Annotated in this window: 17 protein-coding genes and 1 pseudogene; 9 read left to right on the top strand and 9 right to left on the bottom strand. The window is 64.1% G+C overall.

Translation table 11 applies throughout. The features are described from left to right. The first annotated feature begins 460 nt into the window (after positions 1 to 460). Positions 461 to 841 (top strand): RNA polymerase sigma factor, encoded by a 381-nt coding sequence (locus AUC69_RS03310; protein ID WP_158007994.1) that lies wholly within the window; start codon positions 461 to 463, stop codon positions 839 to 841. Further along, positions 838 to 2,900: pseudogene (locus AUC69_RS19585) on the top strand (vWA domain-containing protein). The gene AUC69_RS03310 and the pseudogene AUC69_RS19585 overlap by 4 nt, the downstream one beginning before the upstream one ends. A 14-nt stretch (positions 2,901 to 2,914) precedes the next feature. Here the strand turns inward: AUC69_RS19585 and AUC69_RS03300 are convergent. From AUC69_RS03300 to AUC69_RS03290, 3 genes are read right to left on the bottom strand one after another with little or no spacing between them, the layout of a single operon-like run. Beyond that, the gene (locus tag AUC69_RS03300; RefSeq protein ID WP_069440898.1) at positions 2,915 to 3,352 is read right to left on the bottom strand and encodes an OsmC family protein; all 438 of its coding nucleotides are present in this window, start codon (positions 3,350 to 3,352) and stop codon (positions 2,915 to 2,917) included. A gap of 30 nt (positions 3,353 to 3,382) precedes the next feature. Beyond that, on the bottom strand, positions 3,383 to 4,660 hold the full coding sequence (locus AUC69_RS03295; RefSeq protein ID WP_069440897.1) for an NAD(P)/FAD-dependent oxidoreductase: 1,278 nt from the start codon (positions 4,658 to 4,660) through the stop codon (positions 3,383 to 3,385). A 40-nt stretch (positions 4,661 to 4,700) separates the two neighbouring features. After that, positions 4,701 to 4,901 carry a YgaP family membrane protein gene (locus AUC69_RS03290; RefSeq protein WP_069440896.1) on the bottom strand — a complete coding sequence of 67 codons (201 nt, stop codon included), beginning with the start codon at positions 4,899 to 4,901 and terminating at the stop codon, positions 4,701 to 4,703. Between the two features lie 142 nt (positions 4,902 to 5,043). Here AUC69_RS03290 and AUC69_RS03285 point away from each other — a divergent pair, with 142 nt between their 5' ends. From AUC69_RS03285 to AUC69_RS03275, 3 genes are read left to right on the top strand one after another with little or no spacing between them, the layout of a single operon-like run. Continuing rightward, on the top strand, positions 5,044 to 5,403 hold the full coding sequence (locus AUC69_RS03285; protein ID WP_193427399.1) for an ArsR/SmtB family transcription factor: 360 nt from the start codon (positions 5,044 to 5,046) through the stop codon (positions 5,401 to 5,403). A gap of 18 nt (positions 5,404 to 5,421) precedes the next feature. After that, positions 5,422 to 6,423, top strand: a complete 1,002-nt coding sequence (locus tag AUC69_RS03280; protein ID WP_069440895.1) for an efflux RND transporter periplasmic adaptor subunit — start codon at positions 5,422 to 5,424, stop codon at positions 6,421 to 6,423. Beyond that, complete coding sequence (locus AUC69_RS03275; protein ID WP_069440894.1) at positions 6,420 to 9,626, top strand: efflux RND transporter permease subunit; 3,207 nt, start codon at positions 6,420 to 6,422, stop codon at positions 9,624 to 9,626. The genes AUC69_RS03280 and AUC69_RS03275 overlap by 4 nt, the downstream gene beginning before the upstream one ends. A gap of 26 nt (positions 9,627 to 9,652) precedes the next feature. On the opposite strand, the gene AUC69_RS19580 is transcribed toward AUC69_RS03275, so the two are convergent. Continuing rightward, complete coding sequence (locus tag AUC69_RS19580; protein ID WP_069440893.1) at positions 9,653 to 11,953, bottom strand: molybdopterin-dependent oxidoreductase; 2,301 nt, start codon at positions 11,951 to 11,953, stop codon at positions 9,653 to 9,655. 350 nt (positions 11,954 to 12,303) lie between these two features. On the opposite strand from AUC69_RS19580, the gene AUC69_RS03265 reads away from it, so the two are divergent. From AUC69_RS03265 to AUC69_RS03255, 3 genes are all read left to right on the top strand, one after another. Next, positions 12,304 to 13,596 (top strand): ABC transporter substrate-binding protein, encoded by a 1,293-nt coding sequence (locus AUC69_RS03265; RefSeq protein WP_141700559.1) that lies wholly within the window; start codon positions 12,304 to 12,306, stop codon positions 13,594 to 13,596. 157 nt (positions 13,597 to 13,753) lie between these two features. Then, on the top strand, positions 13,754 to 14,626 hold the full coding sequence (locus AUC69_RS03260) for a branched-chain amino acid ABC transporter permease (protein ID WP_069440892.1): 873 nt from the start codon (positions 13,754 to 13,756) through the stop codon (positions 14,624 to 14,626). Next, positions 14,619 to 15,629 (top strand): branched-chain amino acid ABC transporter permease, encoded by a 1,011-nt coding sequence (locus AUC69_RS03255; protein WP_204377252.1) that lies wholly within the window; start codon positions 14,619 to 14,621, stop codon positions 15,627 to 15,629. Before AUC69_RS03260 ends, AUC69_RS03255 begins: the two co-directional genes overlap by 8 nt. Positions 15,630 to 15,677: 48 nt before the next feature. Here the strand turns inward: AUC69_RS03255 and AUC69_RS03250 are convergent, their stop codons facing one another. Genes AUC69_RS03250 through AUC69_RS03240 form a run of 3 tightly spaced genes read right to left on the bottom strand, consistent with a single transcriptional unit; the run spans position 15,678 to position 17,740 of the window. Continuing rightward, on the bottom strand, positions 15,678 to 16,271 hold the full coding sequence (locus AUC69_RS03250; RefSeq protein WP_069440891.1) for a hypothetical protein: 594 nt from the start codon (positions 16,269 to 16,271) through the stop codon (positions 15,678 to 15,680). Next, entirely contained in the window at positions 16,261 to 16,965 is a 705-nt protein-coding gene (locus tag AUC69_RS03245; protein ID WP_244500067.1) for an ABC transporter ATP-binding protein, read from the bottom strand. Before AUC69_RS03245 ends, AUC69_RS03250 begins: the two co-directional genes overlap by 11 nt. Then, entirely contained in the window at positions 16,958 to 17,740 is a 783-nt protein-coding gene (locus tag AUC69_RS03240) for an ABC transporter ATP-binding protein (RefSeq protein ID WP_069440889.1), read from the bottom strand. The genes AUC69_RS03245 and AUC69_RS03240 overlap by 8 nt, the downstream gene beginning before the upstream one ends. 246 nt (positions 17,741 to 17,986) lie before the next feature. Here AUC69_RS03240 and AUC69_RS03235 point away from each other — a divergent pair, with 246 nt between their 5' ends. Continuing rightward, complete coding sequence (locus AUC69_RS03235) at positions 17,987 to 19,612, top strand: trimethylamine N-oxide permease (RefSeq protein WP_342018512.1); 1,626 nt, start codon at positions 17,987 to 17,989, stop codon at positions 19,610 to 19,612. Between the two features lie 50 nt (positions 19,613 to 19,662). Here AUC69_RS03235 and AUC69_RS03230 read toward each other — a convergent pair whose 3' ends face one another. Both AUC69_RS03230 and AUC69_RS19215 read right to left on the bottom strand, forming a co-directional pair. Further along, a complete protein-coding gene (locus AUC69_RS03230; RefSeq protein ID WP_342018514.1) occupies positions 19,663 to 20,511 on the bottom strand; it encodes a glycine cleavage T C-terminal barrel domain-containing protein in 849 nt (282 codons plus the stop codon). Further along, complete coding sequence (locus tag AUC69_RS19215) at positions 20,478 to 20,780, bottom strand: hypothetical protein (RefSeq protein WP_342018511.1); 303 nt, start codon at positions 20,778 to 20,780, stop codon at positions 20,478 to 20,480. Before AUC69_RS19215 ends, AUC69_RS03230 begins: the two co-directional genes overlap by 34 nt. Between the last annotated feature and the right edge of the window lie 244 nt (positions 20,781 to 21,024).

Here is a 21,024-nt window from a genome sequence, read left to right as displayed (position 1 = left end):
CTATCAATATTGAGGAAGCATCGGGGGGCCGCTCTGGGTACGGAGGGGACGTCGCGGCGGCCACGGTCTTGTGCCCGCTCAGAGGCGAAAGCGGACGCCTGCGCGCTGTTGGGGATGTCCGCTGTCCTAGCAATTGCGGACGTCCATCGTCCTTGGATTGCTCGGCCCCATCGTCGAGGACGCCGGCAATGGCTCTAGCGTGCCTGACCCGGCGTTTTCCCACGCCTTCCTGCCGCCCCTGACGGACAATATTTTTTCCAATCTTCGCCAAGGAATCAGCCGGCAGGTTCGTCTAACCTTCCGACATGCGCATGCCGACCGGGGACAATGAGCTGGCAGGATGGGCCGCGGCAGGCGATGCCGATGCTTCCGCGTCTTATTGGAACGGCACTATGACGGCATTTTCCGGCTGGCCTTCCGGTTCACCGCAACCGCGCCGACGCCGAGGATATCGCCCAGGATGTCTGCCTCGGCTGGTGGACAGGCTCGGCGCTTTCCGCGGCGAGGCAAGTTCGGCACCTGGCTCTACCGGATCGTCGTCAACGCCTGCCGCGACCGCTGGCGCCGCCGGGCGACCGTGCAGCGCGCCACGGAAGATTTCGCGGCGGTCGAGGACCTGCGGCGGGCGGCGGAGGCGGATCGCGGCGAACAGATGGCCTGGGTCTGGGAGATGCTGTCCCGCGTCTCCGACGACATTCGGGAGACGGCCATCCTCGTGCTCGCCGAGCAGCTCAGCCACGGCGAGGTGGCAACGATCCTCGGCGTGAAGGAATCCACGGTCTCCTGGCGCATGCACGAGTTGCGCAAGGAGCTGAAGCAAATGGCGGAAGACGACAGATGATGGACGACTTCGAACGACTGAAAGACGCGCTCGAGCGCGACCCGCCGCCGCCCGATCCGGACGCGCGGGCCACGGCGCTTATCCATGCCATGGCACGCTTTCAGGAAAAATCCGCGGCCGGTCGCCAAGGAACCACCGCCGAGCCGCGTCCTATCTCCAGCGGCGGCATGGGGCCGTCGTCACTCTGGAGCAAGATCATGGATGCTTTGAAGCCGACACGTTCTGGTTGGATGCCGGCGCTAGCCGGGGGTGCGAGCCTCGCCGTGCTGATGATCGCGGTGATTTCCACCAATGAGATGAGACCGGACCTGTTCGAGAGGCGGGAGGCCGTCTCGCCGCCGATGAAGACGGCGCGCGTCGACGCGGACGAGGAGGCGGATACCGCGCCGGAAGAGCAGCCCGCACAAGACGTCAACACGCAGGACGCGGTCCAGCCGGGTCGCCCCAAGGTCGAAGCCTTCAAGGATGTGGCGGGACAGTCCTTGAATGCGCCGGCGGCCCAACCCGCACCGCCGCCGGCACTGAGCTTTTCGCGCAGCGCCGAACAATTCGCTCCACGGGCGCGCGCGGTGCAGGGCTATTCGGCGGCTGCCCCGGATGCGGAGGCTCCGGCGCAAATCTACCGCGACCAGGGCCGCGACCGCTTCGAGGCCTTCGACCCCAACCCGGTGAAGGTCGTCGCCGAAGATCCGGTCTCGACATTCTCCATCGATGTCGACACCGCGTCCTATGCCTTCATGCGCGCGCGGCTCAACGAGGGTGTGCTGCCGCCCGCGGACTCGATCCGCGTGGAGGAGCTCATCAACTATTTCCCTTACGACTATGCCGGTCCCGACAGCGCGGACACGCCGTTCAAGGCGAATGTCTCGATCATGCCCACGCCGTGGAATGCCGACACGAAGCTCATGCGGATCGGCATCAAGGGCTATGTTCCACAGGCCTCCGAGACGCCGCGCGCCAATCTCGTGTTCCTGATCGACACGTCAGGGTCGATGTCCGCGCCCGACAAGCTGCCGCTCTTGCGCAATGCATTCGGGCTCTTGCTGACGTCGCTTCATCCGGACGACACCGTCGCCATCGTCACCTATGCCGGCTCGGCCGGAACGGCGCTCGAGCGACGAAGGTGTCGGACAAGGCGAAAATCCTGGCCGCGCTCGACACGCTCGCCGCGGGCGGCTCGACGGCCGGCGGCGAGGGCATCCGCCAGGCTTATGCGCTGGCCGAGGCCAGCAAGATCGACGGCGTCAACCGCGTCATCCTCGCCACCGATGGCGACTTCAATGTCGGCATCGCGGATAAGGAGACGCTGAAGGACTTCGTGGCGCAAAAGCGCGACACGGGCGTGTCGCTCTCCGTGCTCGGCTTCGGCGCCGGCAATTACAACGATGCGCTGATGCAGGCGCTGGCCCAAAACGGCAACGGTAACGCCGCCTATATCGATTCGCTCAACGAGGCGCGCATAGTGCTTGTCGAGGACGTGGCCGCGACGCTGCAGACGATCGCCAAGGACGTCAAGGTTCAGGTCGAGTTCAATCCGGCTGCCGTCGCCGAGTACCGTCTGATCGGCTACGAGACGCGCATGCTCAATCGCGAGGACTTCAACAACGACAAGGTCGACGCTGGCGAGATCGGCGCCGGGCACACCGTGACGGCGCTCTACGAGATCACGCTTGTCGGGTCGGAGGGGCGGCTCGTCGACGATCTGCGCTATGAGTCCAAGCGGCCGGCGGCGGAGCCTGCCGAGGAGATCGCCTTCGTCAAGATCCGCTACAAGCAGCCGGACGGTGACAAGAGCATGCTGATCACCACGCCGGTCACGCGCGCCGACATGGTGGCCTCCGTCGCGGCGGCCGACGCCGACGCCCGTTTCGCCGCGGCCGTCGCCGGGTTCGGCCAAGTGCTCACGGGCGGCCGCTACACGGGCGGCTGGTCCATCGACGACGCAACGGCGCTGGCCGAAGGCGCGCGTGGGGACGACCGGTTCGGCTACCGCAACGAGTTCGTTAGTCTGACGCGGCTCGCCAAGACGGCTGCGGCGATGGCGCCGCTCAGGCCCTAGGTCGCCACCCCGGATCAACCGATCCCGGACTCCTCCGCCAGGGAGGTGACGACAGACGACGATCGCTGCAGGGTCTGACTGACCGGGCAGCGATCGGCGATTCTTACGAGCTGTTCCCGCTGCGCCGGGGTCAGATCGCCCGCGACATGGATCGTGCGCTCGAAGCGGTCGGTTACGCTCTTGCCGTCGCTGCCCACGACGACCTTATGCCGGACCTCGACGGAGGTCTTCTCTATCAGCCAGCCATGGCGTTCGGCATACATGCGCAAGGTCATGGCCGTGCAGGCGCCGAGACCGGCCATCACATATTCATAAGGGGAGGGGCCCGTGTCGCGGCCGCCCAAGGATTCACCCTCGTCTGAGCTCAGTTCGTGCGGTCCGATGGTCACGGTCTGACCGTAAGGCGTATCGGCATTCTCCGTGACGACGATGGAGCGCTTGGGTGCGGCCATTAAGTTTCCTCTACGTGGATGGGGTGGCAGCTAGGCCGGACGCTTGAGCTTGCCGATGTCCAGGAGCTTGAGCACCGCCTTCTCGAAATAGGGCTCGCTCGTGCCGGTGCGCACCTTGCGCAGGAAATATTTTTCGAACGCGACCTTGGCCACGTGAACCCATCGCCCGCTCGACGCCCAGTTGACGTTGCGCGGCGGATTTTGGGGGAGGGCGACGAAGGCAACACCAGAGTCGCCGAAGTCCGCAAGGCAAATCGCGTTCCACGTCGCTTCATGGCTAGGCTCGGACCCGCGCACACGCTGGCCGATATTGAGAGCCGTCGCCGTCACCATGGATTCGATCATGTAGCCGGTCTTGGGCACGCCGACGGGGACCGGCGTCTGCTCGAGCGGCGCGATGGCGATGCACACGCCGACACCGAAAATATTGGGAAATGTCGGATTGCTCTGATGCTTGTCGACGACGATGAAACCGCGCGGATTGACCAAGCCGTCGATCCCGCGTACCGCCGCGATGCCCCGGAACGCCGGCAGCATCATGGAGAATTTGAACGGCAGCTCATGCTGCTTCTTCGGCTTACCGTCCTCGTCCACCTCCGTCACGTGCAACGCTCCGGGCGCCGCCTTGTCGACCTTGGCGTTGGTGACCCACTTGATGTGGCGCTGGCGCATTTCGGACTCGAGCAAGCCCCGGGTGTCGCCGACGCCCCCGACACCGAGATGGCCGACATAGGGTTCGGCCGTGACGAAGGTCATCGGCACTTTGTCCCGGATACGCCGGCGGCGCAGATCGGCATCGGCGATCATGGCGAATTCGTAGGCCGGCCCGTAGCAAGACGCGCCTTGTACGGCGCCAATGACGATTGGACCCGGGTCCTCGCAGAATGCTTCCCATTGGTCCTTGGCGCGCGTGGCATGGTCCACGTCGCAGATCGACTGCGTGTGGTGGTCGGGGCCGAGTCCTTCGATCTCGTCGAAGGCGAGATCGGGCCCGGTCGCGATGACCAGATAATCGTAATTGAGCGACGAACCGTCACCGAGCTCGACCCGGTTCTCCGCCGGATGCACGCGGGGCGCGCCGGCGGCGCTGAACGCCACGCCATGTCTCGGCAGCGTCGAGGCGAGGTCGACCGTGATGTCCTTCTTCGCGCGCCATTTTACGGCGACCCAAGGGTTGGACGGCGTGAACTGAAAGAACGGCTTGTCGGACACCACCGTGACTTTGTCTTCCTTGCGGAGCGCCTGCTTCAGCTCATAGGCGCACGAGATCCCTCCGATGCCACCACCGAGAATGACGATATGGGCCACCTGTCTCCTCCTGTTTTTTGTAGCCCTTGACGGGCCGGGACTAGAACGCGGAGCCGGCTTTCAGGCCCAGCTTGCGGAAGATCATGGCGGCCGGGCAGAAGCCGGTGAACGCCGCCTGGATCAAATTCAATCCGACGAACGCGGTGAGGAGGAGCCAATAGGGGTTGACCAGCCAGGCGAGCGCGAGGCTGATGAGCACCACGCTGCCGGCGAACGTAAGGACGGCACGATCGACGTTCACGGCGAATCTCCTGATCTTGGGGTCCGGGACGCATGGCGCCGTTCGGCCCTCGCTAACAAGGCCGGGCATCCGCGCCACAGCAGGATTGACTATATATTCGATTATTCGTATATTCGCAAGAATGAAAATACAAGGCAATGAAATGCACGCCGCCGCGGACGAGGCGAGCAACCTGTTGAAGGCGCTGTCCAACCGGCACCGGCTGCTGATCGTATGTCAGCTGATCGAGAAGGAGCGCTCGGTGGGAGAACTCGCCACGCTGCTGGACATCCGCGACTCCACCGTGTCGCAGCATCTCGCTCTTTTGCGTAAGGACGGTTTGGTGACGGCGCGGCGCGACGGTCAGACCATCTGGTACTCGATCGGCAGCGAGCCGGCGCGCGAGCTCGTGAGCACGCTGTATCGGGTGTTTTGCGCCCCCGCCGAAGCGTGCGTGCCGAAGGGGCGCTGCACACCGCCCCAAGCGGCCCGCCGAGCGGCCGCGAGATCAACAAGCCGCTGACGGGAGAGGAACGAGAGGATGCGTGTCGCCTTGGTCGGTTTGGTTCTGCTTGGTCTCCTCGGCCACCAAGCGCTTGCCAAGGAGAGCCTCAAGGACAGCTTCGTCGTGCGCGCCGAGCAGGCGGCGGACGAGAAGGCCGTCTTTGCCACGGTCGAAAGCGTGCGCACTGTGCCGGCGCGCACGCGCATCGGCGGCACGCTGGTGGAGCTCACCGTCAAGGAAGGCGATGCCGTCAAGGAGGGGCAGGTCGTCGCCAATGTCAGCGACGAGAAGCTCGCCCTCCAGATCAACTCGCTCGATGCGCAGATCTTGGCGCTGGAGGCGCAACTGGCCCAGGCGAAGATCGATCTCGACCGCGCCGAAGAATTGGTGGCCCGCGGCACGATCCCCAAGACCCGTCTCGATGAGGCACGCACCGCTTTCAACGTGGCATCCAACACCTTGAAGGCGCGCAAGGCCGAACGGTCCGTCCTCGAGCAGCAAGTGGCCGAAGGCCATGTGTTCGCGCCGACCCCCGGGCGCGTGCTGACGGTGCCGGTGACGGTCGGCACGGTCATCTTGCCCGGCGAACCTGTCGCCACGATCGCCGAAGGGAATTTCGTCCTGCGTTTGCGCGTGCCCGAGCGGCACGCCCGGTTCCTGAAGGCCGGCGACACGGTGCGTATCGACGGCGAGGAGCTCGGGGAGAGCGGCGCGAAATTCGGCACCATCCGTCTGGTCTATCCGCAGATTCAGGACGGCCGCGTCGTAGCCGATGCGGACGTGAAGGCGCTGGGCGATTACTTCGTCGGCGAGCGCATCCGCGTGTGGGTGTCGGCCGGCGAGCGTGACAGCATCATCGTGCCGAGCGCGTTCATCACCACCCGCTTCGGCGTCGACTATGCGCGCCTGCGCAAGGACGCCAAGACCACGATCGACGTGCCGGTGCAGCGGGGACGGGAGGTGCCGCGCCCCGACATGCCGGATGCGCTCGAGATCCTGTCCGGGCTCAAGGCCGGCGACACATTGGTGCGGCCGTGAAACTCGGACTTTCCGGGCGTCTCACCCAAAGCACGATCCGGTCGCCGCTGACGCCGCTCTTCTTGCTGGCGGCTCTCGCGGTTGGTCTCATCGCGCTGCTCACCATCCCGCGCGAGGAGGAGCCGCAGATCAGCGTGCCGCTGGTCGACATTCGCGTCAATGCCGACGGCCTCAAGGCGCCTGACGCGGTCGAGCTGGTGACGAAGCCGCTCGAGGCCATCGTCAAGGGGATCGACGGGGTCGAGCACGTTTACAGCCAGACCGTGGACGACCGGGTCATGGTGACGGCGCGCTTCCTGGTCGGCACCGACGCCGACGACGCGATCCTGCGGGTGCATGAGAAAATCCGCGCCAATCTCGACACGATCCCGGTTGGCATCCCCGAGCCCTTGATCGTCGGCCGCGGCATCAACGACGTCGCGTGGGTAGTGCTCACCCTGTCGCCAAAGCCGGAGGCCGCCGCACGCTGGACCAGCAAGGACCTTTATCAGCTCGCTGACGAGCTGCGCTCCGAACTGGTGAAGGCCGACGATATCGGCCTGACGTACATCGCGGGCGGCGATCGGCAGCAGATTCGCGTCGAGCCCGACCCGGAGAAGCTCGCGCTGTTCGGCGTCACGCTCCAGCAGCTCGTCGCCAAGGTGCGCGGCGCCAACCGCTCGTTCCAGGCGGGTTCCGTGCGCGGCAACAACGCCATGCTCGACGTCGCCGCGGGCCAGACGCTGGCCGGCGTCCCCGATATCGGGCTTATGCTGGTGACCACGCGCGACAATCGCCCCGTCTATGTGCGTGACGTGGCCTCGGTGGTGATCGGCCCGAGCCCGCAGGAGCACCGCGTGTGGATGGACGCGCCGGAGAAGGGCGGTCATTGGGAGCGCGTGCCGGCGGTCAGCATTGCGTTCGCCAAGCGCGCCGGCGCCAACGCCGTGGTCGTGGCCGACGAGCTCCTGTCGCATCTGAAGAGCGTCGAGGGACGGTTGATCCCGCCGGACATCGACGTGACGGTCACGCGCGATTACGGCGAGACCGCCAACGACAAGGCGAACGAGCTCCTGTTTCACTTAGGCCTCGCCACCATATCGATCGTGGTGCTGATCGCCCTGGCCATTGGCTGGCGCGAGGCCCTGGTGACGCTGGTCGTCATTCCGACGACGATTCTGCTCACGCTCTTCGCCGCCAAGCTGATGGGCTACACCATCAACCGCGTCAGCCTATTCGCGCTGATCTTCGCCATCGGTATCCTGGTCGACGATGCCATTGTCATCGTCGAGAACATCGCCCGGCACTGGGCCATGAAGGATGGCCGCAGCCGCCAGCAGGCGGCCATCGAGGCGGTGGCCGAGGTGGGCAACCCGACCATCGTCGCCACGCTGACCGTGGTCGCCGCCCTCCTGCCGATGCTGTTCGTCTCCGGCCTGATGGGCCCTTACATGGCGCCGATCCCGGCCAATGCGTCGGCGGCCATGTTGTTCTCCTTCTTCGTCGCCGTCGTCATCGCGCCATGGCTGATGCTGCTTCTCAGTCCGTCGGGACGTCCGCTGCATGAGCATGAGACGGCCCATGGGGAGGGCCTGCTTGGCCGGTTTTACCGCCGCTTCGCCGGGCCCATCGTGCGCTCGCGCCGCAACGCCTGGATCTTCCTGATTGCCGTCGGCCTCGCCACCGTGGCGGCCTGCATGCTGTTCGTCACCAAGGGCGTGACCGTCAAGCTGCTACCCTTCGACAACAAGTCGGAGCTGTCCGTGGTCGTCGATTTGCCCGAGGGCGCGACCCTGGAGGACACGGAGCGGACCTTGTTCGCGATTGCCGACACCGCCCGGAAACTGCCCGAGGTTATGTCCGTCGAGACCTATGCGGGCACGCCGGCGCCGTTCAACTTCAACGGGCTGGTGCGTCATTATTATCTGCGCGAGTCCCCCGAGCTCGGCGAGTTACACCTCAATCTCGCGCCGCGCAACAAGCGTGATCGTTCCAGCCACGACATTGCCCTCGATCTACGGCAGCGCATGAAGACCGTGGACCTGCCCGAGGGCACGGTCGCCCGCGTGGTGGAGGTGCCGCCGGGACCGCCCGTCCTGGCGACGCTGCTCGCCGAGGTTTACGGCCCCGACACCAAGTCCCGGCGTGCCGTCGCCGACGAGCTGAAGAAGATCTTCACGTCCGTCCCCTATGTCGTCGATATCGACGACTCGTTCGGGCTGCCGCGGCCACGCTTGCGCATCTCCATCGACCAGGATCGCCTCGAATTCTTCGGCGTCGAGCAAAGCGACGTCTACGACACGATCCAGGCGCTGTTCGGTGGCACTACGGTCGGCTACTCGCACCGTGGCGAGGACCGGAACCCAATCGAGATCGTCGTCCGCCTGCCGAAACGTCATCTGTCCTGGAGCGAGCAATTGGCCTCGACGCCGGTACCGGCCAACAGCGTCCCCGGCGAGAAGGCCGTGGTCGAACTCGGCGACGTCGTCCGCGTGACTGAGGAAGCCGGCTCGCCGACGATCTTCCGCCGCGATGGGCGCTTCACCGACATGGTGATGGCCGAGCTTGCCGGCGCCTATGAAGCGCCGATCTACGGGATTCTCGACGTCGACAAGAAGATCGAGGAACACGATTGGGGGCAATTGGAGAAGCCGACCGTCCGGTTCGCGGGGCAGCCCGAGGACGAGGCGAAGCCGACGGTCCTGTGGGACGGTGAGTGGGAGATCACCTATGTGACCTTCCGCGACATGGGCGCCGCCTTCATGGTGGCGATCGTCGGCATCTACATCCTCGTGGTGGCGCAGTTCGGCAGCTTCAAGCTGCCGCTGGTGATCTTGACGCCCATCCCGCTCACCTTGATCGGTATCGTGCTCGGGCATTGGCTGTTCAGCGCGCCGTTCACGGCGACGTCGATGATCGGCTTCATCGCGCTCGCCGGCATTATCGTGCGCAACTCGATCCTGCTGGTCGATTTCATCCGTCACGGCGCAGGACAGGGCAAGACTCTTCGCGAGATGCTGCTCGAAGCGGGCGCGGTTCGCTTCAAGCCGATCCTGTTGACCGCGCTTGCCGCCATGATCGGCGCGGCGACCATCTTGGTCGACCCGATCTTTCAGGGACTGGCGATCTCGCTGCTGTTCGGTCTCGCCTCGTCGACCTTGCTGACCGTCCTGGTGATTCCGGCGATCTACGTCGTGCTGCGGGATGCGAACCGGCAGCTTTGATCCATGACTGCTGAGGGAAGGCGGACCTAGCGCGAGGCTTGCTTGCGCGGTGCCTTGGCACGGGCGGAAGATTTCCGGCTTGGTTGCTTGGGCGGCTCGAACGCGATCACGTTAGGCGCGCGCGGGGCTCTCACTTCGCCGTCATCGGCCATCGAAGTCTTGAAGCTCTTGATGCCCTTGGCGACATCGCCCATCAGCTCGGAGATCTTGCCGCGGCCGAACAACAGCACGAATAGCACGAGCACGATCAAGATTTGCCACCAACTCGGTCCCATAAAAGCCTCCAAACGCGACGGGCTACGCTCTTTCCAGGTGAACGACGGTGCTGTGCACCGTGGTGCTCTCGGCGAGATCGCTCTTCCGGCCGGAGACGAGCGCGTTGATATTGGCATGGCCCTCCGACGCGCTTGGCCACCGGCCCTTATAGACGATGCCGGTGCCCGGCTGCGCCGCTTCGGAAATCTCGACCGCAAGCCGGAGTGAACCCGTGTCGTTGACGAGGAGGACGGCGTCCCCCTCGGACAAGTTCCCGGCGGCGCATCGTCAGGATGCAAGATGACGGTCGGCGGCCCTAGGCGCTTGCGGATGACCGGATCGTTGCCATAGCTCGAGTTCATCTGCCAGGCTGAGGCGGGCGAGATGATGCGGAGCGATCCCGGTTCCGGGGGCGTGTCGGCGTGCGGGGTCGGCGCGCGGGGCAGGCCGAGCGCGACGGCGGCGTCGCCCGCCAGCTCGATCCGGCCGGACGGCGTCGCAAATTTGAGGTCGGCGAATTGGATCTGCGGCTCGGCGAACAGCGTCACCGTGCCGGCCTCGGCCAAATCGGCGAAGCTGCCCTGATAAGGCGTTTGAGCCAGGAGTCGGTCGATGAGATCGGTCTCGTTTTCGAACAGTCCGGCATCGTTGTAGCCCATGGCCCGCGCCAGACGTCTGAAGATCTCGTGGTTCGAAAGCGCCTGGCCCGGCGGCTCGGCCGTCTTCACTTGGGCGGAGAGGGTGAGGTCGAAATAAGACAGCACCAGATCGTTCGACTCGAGAAAGCTCGCGGCGGGGAGCACGATGTCGGCATAAGCGGTCGTGTCGGTGTGGAAGAGATCGACCGCGACGTGGAAGAGATCGTCGCGCTCGAGCGCTTTGCGCAGACGTCCCTGCTCCGGCGACGACGCTGCCGGGTTATTGTTCCAGTTCACGAAGGCGCTGGTCCGCTCTGGATCCTCGATCGTCGCGGCCAGATCCATATGGCTGATGGACCGCGTCCCCTCGCGGGCGAGCTCCGGCATGGTCACGGCGTCCATGTCGATGCCGCGCCCGCCCGGGCCGTTCATGTAAAGGAACCCCGCGCCCGGCTTGCCCACATTGCCGGAGAAGGCGACCAGCGCCGCCAGGGCGCGGAAGACGTTGCCGCCCTTCGGCTGGCGCTGCACGCCTTGTCCGAGCCAGAGCAGCGAAGGACCGGTCGCATAGGCGGTGGCCGCCGCCTCGATCAGATCGGCCGGCACGCCGCAGAGTTCGGCGGCGACAGAGGGCGGCATGGCGTCGATCGCCGCTTCGAGCTCCTCCGCGCCCAGCACGTGCTCCGCGATGAAGTCCCGATCGACTAGTCCCTTCTCGCGCACCACATTGAGAAGGGCAAAGGCGAGCGCCGCGTCCGTGCCGGGGCGGAGCTTCAGATGAATGTCCGCCGATGCCGCCGTCTCGTGGCCGATCGGGTCGACGACGATGATCGTCGCGCCGGCTTGCCCCGCCTCTCTGACGAAGACCGTGTCCTGATGCGGGGCCGAATGAGACGGATTGGCGCCCCAGACCATGATTGTGCGCGCGTCCTTGGCGGTGCGCGGGTCGAAGCCCACGAGCGAGGTGCCGAACGCAAGGTCGAGCGCCATATGGCCAGCTTTGTTGCAGACCGTGTCCGGGTCCACTTCGGTCGCGCCCATGCGATTGAAGAGGCGAAGCGGAAACGCGATGCCGATCAGGCCGACGGTGCCGGTGTAGTGCGTATGCAGGATCTTATGGGCGTTGCCCACGTCGATCACGCGCCGGAATTGTCCGGCAATTTCGGCCAAGGCCTCGTCCCAGGAAATCTCGACGAAGCTGTGGCTGCCTTTCGGGCCGACCCGCCGTAAGGGGGATTTCAGCCGCAGGGCACCGTCCCGCCATGCGCCGTTATAGGCGATAGCGCACTTGCCACAGAGCTTTCCGCGTGAAACCGCATGGTCGGGATCGCCCAGAACCTTGGTGATGACCCCGTTTTGTCTGTACACGGCAATGCCGCACGCGTCGTAGCAATCACGCGCGCAAGTGGTCTTGACAACGACCTCTTCTTGCATTGTCGACCTCGCACGTCGGTGCGCAAGACTTACGCGACCGATACTGCCAATTGCAGGGCCTAAAGTCGACTGTATTACCGTACCCCCTAATAGTTACTCACTCAAGAGGATTGTCTCCGAACGTTATAAATCCTGAAACTCGTGGCCGACACGATGGTTTCAGCCATGCGGCGTGGCTGCGAGAGTGGTGGTGTAGACGTTACTGGGATCCTGTGCGCCATGAGCAAGCGATCTAAGCTGTTCTCAGCCTCGCCCGCTACAACCGTCACAAATCCTGTTCTTTCGAAGATCAATGTAGGGTCGGTCGCCCGTTTCCACGGTCGGACCGCCGATGGACGTGGAGGGATAGCATGACCAAATTTGCGATGAACCGGCGCGACTTTCTTTCGACCACTGCTGCGGTCACGGTTATGGCCGGCGTTTCGATGCCGAAGATGAGCTTCGCCGCCGACAAGGTGGTGAAGATCGGCTTTCTTGCGCCACTGACCGGTGCGGTCGCCGCCTGGGGCAAGCCCGGCCTCGATGGCTGCAAGATCTGGGCGGACTGGGTCAATGCCGATGGCGGCGTGAAGATCGGTGACGATGCCTACAAGGTTGAGTTTGTGGCCTATGACGACGAATACGATCCGAGCAAGGCACGCACGGGCGCCGTCAAACTGATCAAAGAAGACGATGTGAAGTTCATCATGATGCTGGGTGGCGATCCTTGGCCTGGCGCCTCGCCCGTGGCCGAGAAGGAGAACATGCTGTTCTCCACGCTTCTGCCGAGCGATCTGAGCCCAGACACCGAGCTGCTGGTTGCGCCTTGCGAAGTGCATCCGATCTACAATGTCACTGGCGTCGAGTGGCTGGCGGAGAACAAGCCCGAACTGAAGACGGCCGTTGTCTGCGCGCAAGACGACTCCCTCGGCAAGCCGTCCGTGGCGACCTATCTTGCCGCGTTCGAAGCTGCGGGCATCGAGGTATTGGGCGACCCGATCTTCTTCGATCCGGCGACGACCGACTTCGCGCCGATCATGTCGAAGATGCTGGCGCTGAAGCCGGACATCATTTGCCTGGACACCTGCTACGCCGACTATGTGCATCCGCTTACCGAGCAGGCCTTCCAGCAAGGCTTCAAGGGCCAGATGATTTCCTGCACGGCCGACTTCTACGAGAAGATGGTGGAGAAAACGTCCAAGGAATTCATGGACGGGTTCATCTTCCAATTCCCGGACTTCGACGATCCGGCGATGAATGCCGAGCACATCAACTTCCAGAAGCCCAATGACTTCTATGCCGAATACGTGAAGCGCTACGGCAAGGGCGAGTGGAGTGCCGTGTCCTGGGAATATGCCTCGATCATGGACCTTTGGGCGAATGCTGCTGGGCGCGCCGGAACGACCGAGCCGGTGAAGGTGCTCGAGGCCATGAAGGTTGGTGGCACCGGCAAGCAGGCCTTTGGCGAAGCCAAGTGGTGGGGCAAGGAGCTCTTCGGCATCGATAATGCCCTTGTTGGACAGTGGCCGGTCGTTGCTATCGACAAGGACGGCAAGGCGAGGATTCAGGACTTCAAGTCCATTCCCGCCTGGTGGGACAAGCACAAGGATCTTCTGATCAAGCACATGAAAGCGCTGAATCAGATGTATTATCAGCGCAGCTGAGCTGCGGCTTGCTGGCCACGCGATCCCAGGCGGGCTTCCGCGACCAAATTCGCGGCTCGGCGTTCGAGAGCGCCGAGCCGTCAATGTCGCGCTCCACCTCAATCGGTGAAACGCACCCGACATCCAGCCAGGGCCGGGTGTCTCACGGAGCTTTGTGATGACTGTCGAACTGTTCTTTCAAACAGTGGTCAACGCGACCTACGCGGCGAGTTATATGGCGCTCATCGCGGTCGGATTCGTGCTGATCTTCGGCGTAATGGGCGTCGTGAACTTTGCCCATGGCGAACTTTATATGGCCGGCGCCTATACCGTCGTCGCTCTGTATGCCGGCGTGGGGCTCCCTTTCTTTGTCGCCGTGGCGGCCGGTCTTGTCTTCGTGGGCCTGCTGGGACTGCTGATGGAGCTCGCTCTGTTCCGGCCCTTGCGCGACAATCCGCTTGGCGGGCTGATCGCTTCAATTGGATTTCTCCTGATCCTGCAGACGATCGCGGTGCTCGGCTTCGGCGTTCGCATGAAGAATGTCCCGCCTTCGACCCAGGAGAAGTTGGTGCTCATGGATGGGGCGGTGCTGACTTATCAGCGGCTCTACGTCATCCTCGCCGCGGTGATATTGCTGACGGCGCTATGGTTCTTTCTGCGCAAGAGCAAGTTCGGCTGGGCGCTGCGTGCTTGCGCGCAGGATCGCGAGGCCGCGGTGCTTCAAGGCATGTCGATCAATCAGACCGCGCGGCTTGCCATGTTCATCGGCGCGGCCCTTGCCGGCGTCGCGGGGGCGCTTACGGCGCCTCTAGTCTCGCCGACACCATTCATGGGGCATTCGGTCATCGTCACCGCGTTCATCATCATCATCGTCGGTGGCCTCGGCTCTCTCGAGGGCGCGGTGCTCGTCGCCATCCTCTATGCTTTCGTCCATACCTTCGTGACCACGCTCTATGACGGGACGCTCGCCAACATCGTGGGCCTTCTGCTGATGCTGGGCGTTCTTATCGTCAAGCCGACCGGTCTGTTCGGAGCTAAAGAACGTGCCTAAGACTGATACCAACACCAATTTTCTTGGGCTGCTCGGATTTGCGCTGCTCGCAGTTGTCTTGATCGCACTGCCGCATTTGCTGTCGTTTTCGCAGCAGGAGATCCTCGTCCTTCTCGTGATTAATGTCCTGCTGGTGTGCAGCTACCGCCTGCTGACCCTCACGGGCGAATGGTCGCTTGCTCACGCGGTCATCATGGGCGTGGGCGCTTACAGCTCCGCGCTTGCCGCCAAACAGTTGAGCTTTCCCGTGCCGCTGGCGATGCTGACAGGGGCGGGCGTCGCCGGCTTCCTCGCCTTTCTGTTGAGCTTCCCGTTGTTCCGCATGAAGGGCTTCTACTTCCTCATTGCCTCCTTTGCCGCGGGCGAGGTCATCCGGCTGACGTGGAAGTGGTCCGATCTGACATTTCTGTTCGGCGGACCGAAGGGTATCAAGCGGATTCCACCGTTCCCCGATTTCCTCTCGATCGATTTCTACGAGCCGGTGAACTACTACTATCTCTGTCTCATCGTGGTTGCCATCTCGCTTCTCATTCTCTACCGCATCGAGCGCTCGCGCATTGGCCTCACCTTCCACGCCATCCATTGGCAGGACAAGCTCGCGGAGTCCGTCGGCGTCAACACGTTCCGCTACCGCATGTTGGCTTTCGTCGTGTCGGCATTCTTCGCCGGTCTCGCCGGCGCGCTCTATGCCCATTATGTGGGCGCGGTCGCGCCCAACCGGTTCAGCGTCGAGGAGATGGTTTACATTCTGATCTGGGCCATCGTCGGCGGCACCGCGACATTCTACGGCCCGATCATCGGCGTGGTCACGCTCACCATTCTCAACGAGGTCATCCTGCGCTCGCTCGATGTGGATGAGATGCGGCCCATGTTCTACGGCGCCATCTTGATCATATCCATTCTGTTCCTGCCGAACGGGCTGGAGAGCCTGTTGCCCAAGATCAAGGGATGGTTCGCCGCGCGCAAGGAGAAGCGCGCCATGACGGAGCAACTGGCGGAATAGCGGTCCTGGAATGACAGGACGGAAATAGCAGGCCGGAGGTCTCGAGGGTCAGGCGCCGGCGACAGGCGGCGCCAGGAGCAGGCAGGCCGCCCCCATCAGCTTGCGCGTGTCGTTCAGCATGGCGGGACGCTCTCGCCGCCAAATCGACACCGCATCGCGCGCCGGTTCCCGGATCGCACCATTGGCGCCATCCAGGCCATCGAGGCGTTTCACGGCCTCTGCCGCCATCTCCCGCCAGCGCCGCTGCCACAGGGCGCGGTAAGTATCGCGGTGACGGGCTTCCATGCGCAGGTGAAAAAGCGAGCTCCGCGCGATCCGAGGCGCGTCCATGCGGGCGATCCAGGGATCGGCGCTACGCCATGCGTCCCGCGCCTTGACGAACAGGTTGGCGACGCCCTCGGTGTCCCCCGCAAGACCAAGGCACAAGCCGTAATTGGCGAGGCTGGTGCCGAGGCGCGGGTCGATGGGCTCGAAGCCGGCCCGCGCGATCCGCAGCGCTTGGCTGGCCTCGTCCTTGGCGCGCATGGGGTCGTTCTGATGGACGGCTTCGGCCGTACGCTCCGCGGCCGCCTCCCAGTCGAGATCGGCCTCGACCCAGCCGGCATTCAGCAGTTCGCGGAGAGTCCAGCTTTCAGGCGCCAAGATACGCTCGCCTCACATGCTCATTGTCGTGCAACTCGTGCGCCGGCCCTTGCAGGGCGATCTTGCCAGTCTCCAGCACGTACGCGAAACGCGCAAGCTTGAGAGCCAGCTCGGCATTCTGCTCGACGAGCACGACCGGAACGCCACGCTCGACAATATCGCGAATGATGCGCGCCATCTCCTGCACCATGACTGGCGACAGGCCCATGGACGGCTCATCGAGAATCAGCATCTTGGGTCGCGACATGAGGGCCCGGCCGATCGCCAGCATCTGCTGCTCGCCGCCGGACAACGACCGCGCCCATTGCACGCGCCGTTCCTTGAGGCGCGGGAAGCGCTTGAAGACGTCTTCGAGATCGCTTTCGATGGCCGATCGGTCGGACCGCAGAAAGGCGCCGGTGCGCAAGTTTTCCTCGACGGACAGATCGGGAAACACGCGCCGGCCCTCAGGAACGTGGGCGATGCCGAGCGCCACGATCTTTTCCGGCGGCAGCCGGTCGATGCGCTGTCCCGCGAACACGATCTCGCCGTGGCTGATCCGCACGAGCCCCGAGATGGCCCGCAGGGTGGTGCTCTTGCCGGCGCCGTTGGCGCCGATGATGGTGACGATGCCGTTGTCGGGCACGGCCATGTCGACGCCCTTGAGCGCCGCTACCTTGTGGTAGTGGACTTGGACGTTCTTGATCTCAAGCAGCATCAACCGCGCTCCCCAGATAGGCTTCGATGACGGTGGGATTGTTGCGCACCTCTTCGGGCGTGCCTTCGGCCAACAGCGAGCCGAAGTTCATGACCGTGATGATATCGCAAAGGCCCATCACCGCCTGCATGTCATGCTCGATCAGCATGATGGTCACGCCTTGCTCCTCGCGCACGAGCTTCACGAGCTCGATCATTCTCCGCGTCTCTTCCGGGTTCATGCCGGTGAAGGGCTCGTCGAGGAGCATGAGCTTGGGGTCGGCGGCGAGCGCCACGGCCATGCCGAGCGCGCGCTGATGGCCATGAGACAGGTTGGAGGTGATCTCGTCGGCGAGCCTGTCGAGCTCCAGGAACTTGAGAATGCCGCGCGCCTTCTCCTCGGCGGCGTCCTCGGTCGCCCGGTCGGTGCCCAGCACGCGACTGATGAGGCTGGCCTTGGCGCTGCGGTGGCAGCCGAGGCGGACATTGTCGAGAACGCTGAGTTCGTGAAAGAGCGTCGTGCCCTGAAACGTCCGGATCAGTCCCAATTCCGCCAGCGCGCTGGTGGCGCGCCCGGAGATGTCTTGCCCGAAATAGATGACCTTGCCGCGTGACGGAGGATAGAAGCCGCTGATCACATTGAACGTCGTGGTCTTGCCGGCGCCGTTCGGGCCGATCAGGCCGTGGATCGATCCGGCGCGCACGTCGAGGCTGAGGTCGTTGACGGCAACGATGCCGCCGAAGAGGCGCCCGAGGTCGCGAACCTGGAGAATGGGTTGTTCAGTTGGCTTCATCGGTTACTCGGAATCCCTCAGAATGTGTCACTCCAGTGCCATTTATCACACCTGCCCGGTGACCTGCATCCTTCCAAGAGCATACCTCCAACGAGTTACGTCCAGAGGAGGATTGTCGCGCATGGCGTCCTTGGGAACGTTCGGAAATGCGTCTTGAACCGTCTTGCGGCCGGTGCAAGGGAATGTCTTCATGACGCCAACGCGGGCGCCGCCTCCCATGCGGCGCGGCATTGAATTGGTGGCGTCGTGAGCACTGCAATCGCGGGCAAGATGACGGACGGTGCGACGCAAGCCCCGCTAGGCCTCCAGCGAAAGATTGGCTGGACCGGCGCCTTCTGGGTCGCCAGCGGTGTGCCCGCGTTCCTGCTGTTCACCATCGGCGGCGTCGCCGCCACGGTCGGCAAGGCGTCCTGGCTTGTCTGGACCGTTTCGATCACCTTCGTCTTCATCCAGTCTTTCACCTACGCGGAGATCGCGGGGCTGTTTCCCGGCAAATCGGGCGGCGCCTCGATCCATTCGGCCATCGCCTGGATCCGCTATGTCAGATTGCTGGCGCCGGTCTCGGTCTGGTGCAACTGGTTCTCGTGGTCGGTCGTTCTGTCGATGGGGGCGGGGCTCGGCGCCGGCTATGTCCTCAATCTTTTCTTCGCCAGCGACGCGGCCATTAATAGCTGGCAAATCGTTTTGGTCGACCTCGGGGCGATCAAGGAGGGGATGACCCTACGCATCAACGCGACCTTCCTCGTCGGTGCGGCGCTCCTACTCGCCTGCTTCGCCATCCAGCGCGGCGGCATCCTCCGGTCGGCGCGGGTCACCATGGTCCTCGGCGTGGCCGCGCTGGTGCCGCTGATCCTGATCGGCCTCGTGCCGCTGCTGACGGGCGATCTCCCGCGATCCAACTTCGTGCCCTTGGTGCCGCTCGCCCACGATGCGGCCGGGCACGCCACCGACGGGTCATGGGACAAGGCCGGCTGGCTCATGATCTTCGGCGCGCTCTTCGCCGCCGCGTGGTCGACCCACGGCTTCGAGACGGCGACATGCTACACGCGGGAGTTCAAGGATCCGAAACGGGACACCTTCAAGGCCATCTTCTACTCGGGCCTCTTGTGTCTCGGCGTCTTCATCCTCGTGCCGCTCGCTTTCCAGGGCTCGCTCGGCTTGGAAGGCATGCTGGCGCCCGGCATCTACAGCGGCATGGGCGTGGGCAAGGCCATGGCGGGCATGATCGGCGGCGGCATGGTCGTGGAGACGGTCATCACCGTCCTACTGATCCTCGCCCTCATGCTGAGCATCATGACGGCGATGTCGGGCGCGGCGCGCACGTCGTATCAAGGCGCGGTCGAGGGCTGGTTCCCGCGCTACCTGTCCCATGTGAACGCGGCGGGTGCCCCCACGCGCAGCATGTGGACCGATCTCGGGATCAATCTCGTCCTCCTCCTGATGTCGGACTATCTGTTCCTTCTCGCGGCGACGAACGTGGCCTATGTGTTCTTCACCTTCCTCCACCTCAACTCCGGCTGGATCCATCGCCTCGACCGGTCGCATTGGGAGAGGGCCTATCGGGCCCCGAATATCGTGTTCGCGGTCGGCGTGGCGTTGTCGTTCGTCAACATCGCCTTGATCGGGCTCGGCGCCCAGGTCTGGGGCGCCAACACCCTCTATGCCGGGATCGTCGTGGTGCTGATGGGGATCCCGGTCTTCCTGTTCCGGCACTATGTCCAGGACAAGGGGAAATATCCGGAAGCCATGGTCGACGATATGCAACTCGGCGACGAGGAGGGCGTATCAAGCCGCGCCGGGGTGCTCCCATACGTCGCGCTCGGCGCAGCCGCGCTGATCGTGCTGCTCGGGCACCTCTACGCGACGAGCTGATCCCGCCGGTCGGCCCGCCACGGGCGGCAACCGGCAGTCCGGAGTGGGACCTACTCGGCGACTCTCAAGCGCAAAGGATCGTAGAATGGGGTCCGCACGACCATGCCGTCGCAGATGCCGGCGCCGTCGCCGAAGGTGACGTGCGTCCCCAGGCCGGTATAGGCCGGCAGTAGATGGACCATCGCCAGGGACTGCATCATGTACCGGCTGTAGCTCGAGCTGGTGACGACGCCGATATCCTTGCCGTCCTTATAGATGCGCGTGCCGGGCTCCACGGCCTCGCTATGATTGCAGACAACGCCCGCCTGTTTGAAGCGCTCCCGGCCTTGCAGATAGAGAACCGCGCGCTTGCCGATATAGTCGGCCTTCTTGTCGGCATCCACGGCCCAACGCATGTTCACTTCCCAGGGGGTCGTGTCGCCTTCGGGCATGTCGAAGGGGAAGAAGAGGAGGGCGGACTCGACGCGGATGAGGTCCAGGGACGTCCAAGAGGCCGGGATCGCGCCATGGGCCTTGCCGTGTGACAGGATGTTGTCCCACATCTCGCCAGCATCGGCCGAGCTGCAATAAACCTCGTAGCCCCGCTCTCCGGAATAGCCGCAGCGGCCGATAATGACCGGCTTGCCGAACAGCGTCGTCTTCTCGTGACCGAAGAACGGCAGCTTCTCGAGCTGCATCGGCGTATGCGGCTTCAGGATCTCCAGCGACGCGGGCCCCTGGAGCGAGAGGATGTGCGTGTCGCGATCGAGCTCGAGTGAGACCTTCTTGCCCTCGGCGACCTTCTTGAGCTGCTCCGGGGTGGCGCCACTGCCGTGCGTCACGCGATAGGTGTTCGGCCCGTCGCACAGGATCATAATGTCGTCGACTAAGGCGCCGTTCTCGTCGACCTCCGCGGCCAGCCTGGCCGTGCCGGGCTTGATGGAGGTGACGCGATCGCGACGAGCGCGTTGAGGACATCCAGGGCGTCCTCGCCGGTGACATGCACCAGATTGATGGCCGAGACGTCGTAGAGGCCGGCGCGGCTGCGGACGGAGACCACCTCGTCATGCGGATCGCTGTTGTAGCTCCAGGGCACGCGCATGTCGCACCACGTGTCGCCATCCAATTTTGAGCCGAGTGCCTCGTGCCGGTCGTCAATATCGAATTTCGTGTGCTCATCGTGCCCCAATTGTTCTGCGCAGGAACGGTTGCCACGCCGCCGGACGGCGGCAGGCCCAAGTTTCAAAGTGATGGGGCCGAAAGACAATTACTCTCCAAGAGGTAGGCCCTTCTGAATAATTCGCCTCACCCGAGCAAGCGGCCGCCGCAATAACCCTTAGTGGGTAACCCCCCATGGGAATTGGCAACTCGCCGAAACATCAGAGACTTGTACCGCCAGGGTGACCTCGGGATGGGCTTTCCGTTCGCTAGCG

Origin of the sequence: Methyloceanibacter superfactus, from assembly GCF_001723305.1 — a bacterium.
Classification (GTDB): Bacteria; Pseudomonadota; Alphaproteobacteria; order Rhizobiales; family Methyloligellaceae; genus Methyloceanibacter; species Methyloceanibacter superfactus.
This window is presented reverse-complemented; position numbering and strand designations above follow the sequence as displayed.

Bases quoted from the DNA above. Each gene is read 5' to 3' on its own strand.
- AUC69_RS03310 (WP_158007994.1), top strand. From the start codon at position 461: ATGTCTGCCTCGGCTGGTGGACAGGCTCGGCGCTTTCCGCGGCGAGGC.
- AUC69_RS03300 (WP_069440898.1), bottom strand. From the start codon at position 3,352: ATGGCCGCACCCAAGCGCTCCATCGTCGTCACGGAGAATGCCGATACG.
- AUC69_RS03285 (WP_193427399.1), top strand. From the start codon at position 5,044: ATGCACGCCGCCGCGGACGAGGCGAGCAACCTGTTGAAGGCGCTGTCC.
- AUC69_RS03280 (WP_069440895.1), top strand. From the start codon at position 5,422: ATGCGTGTCGCCTTGGTCGGTTTGGTTCTGCTTGGTCTCCTCGGCCAC.
- AUC69_RS19580 (WP_069440893.1), bottom strand. From the start codon at position 11,953: ATGCAAGAAGAGGTCGTTGTCAAGACCACTTGCGCGCGTGATTGCTAC.
- AUC69_RS03265 (WP_141700559.1), top strand. From the start codon at position 12,304: ATGACCAAATTTGCGATGAACCGGCGCGACTTTCTTTCGACCACTGCT.
- AUC69_RS03260 (WP_069440892.1), top strand. From the start codon at position 13,754: ATGACTGTCGAACTGTTCTTTCAAACAGTGGTCAACGCGACCTACGCG.
- AUC69_RS03240 (WP_069440889.1), bottom strand. From the start codon at position 17,740: ATGAAGCCAACTGAACAACCCATTCTCCAGGTTCGCGACCTCGGGCGC.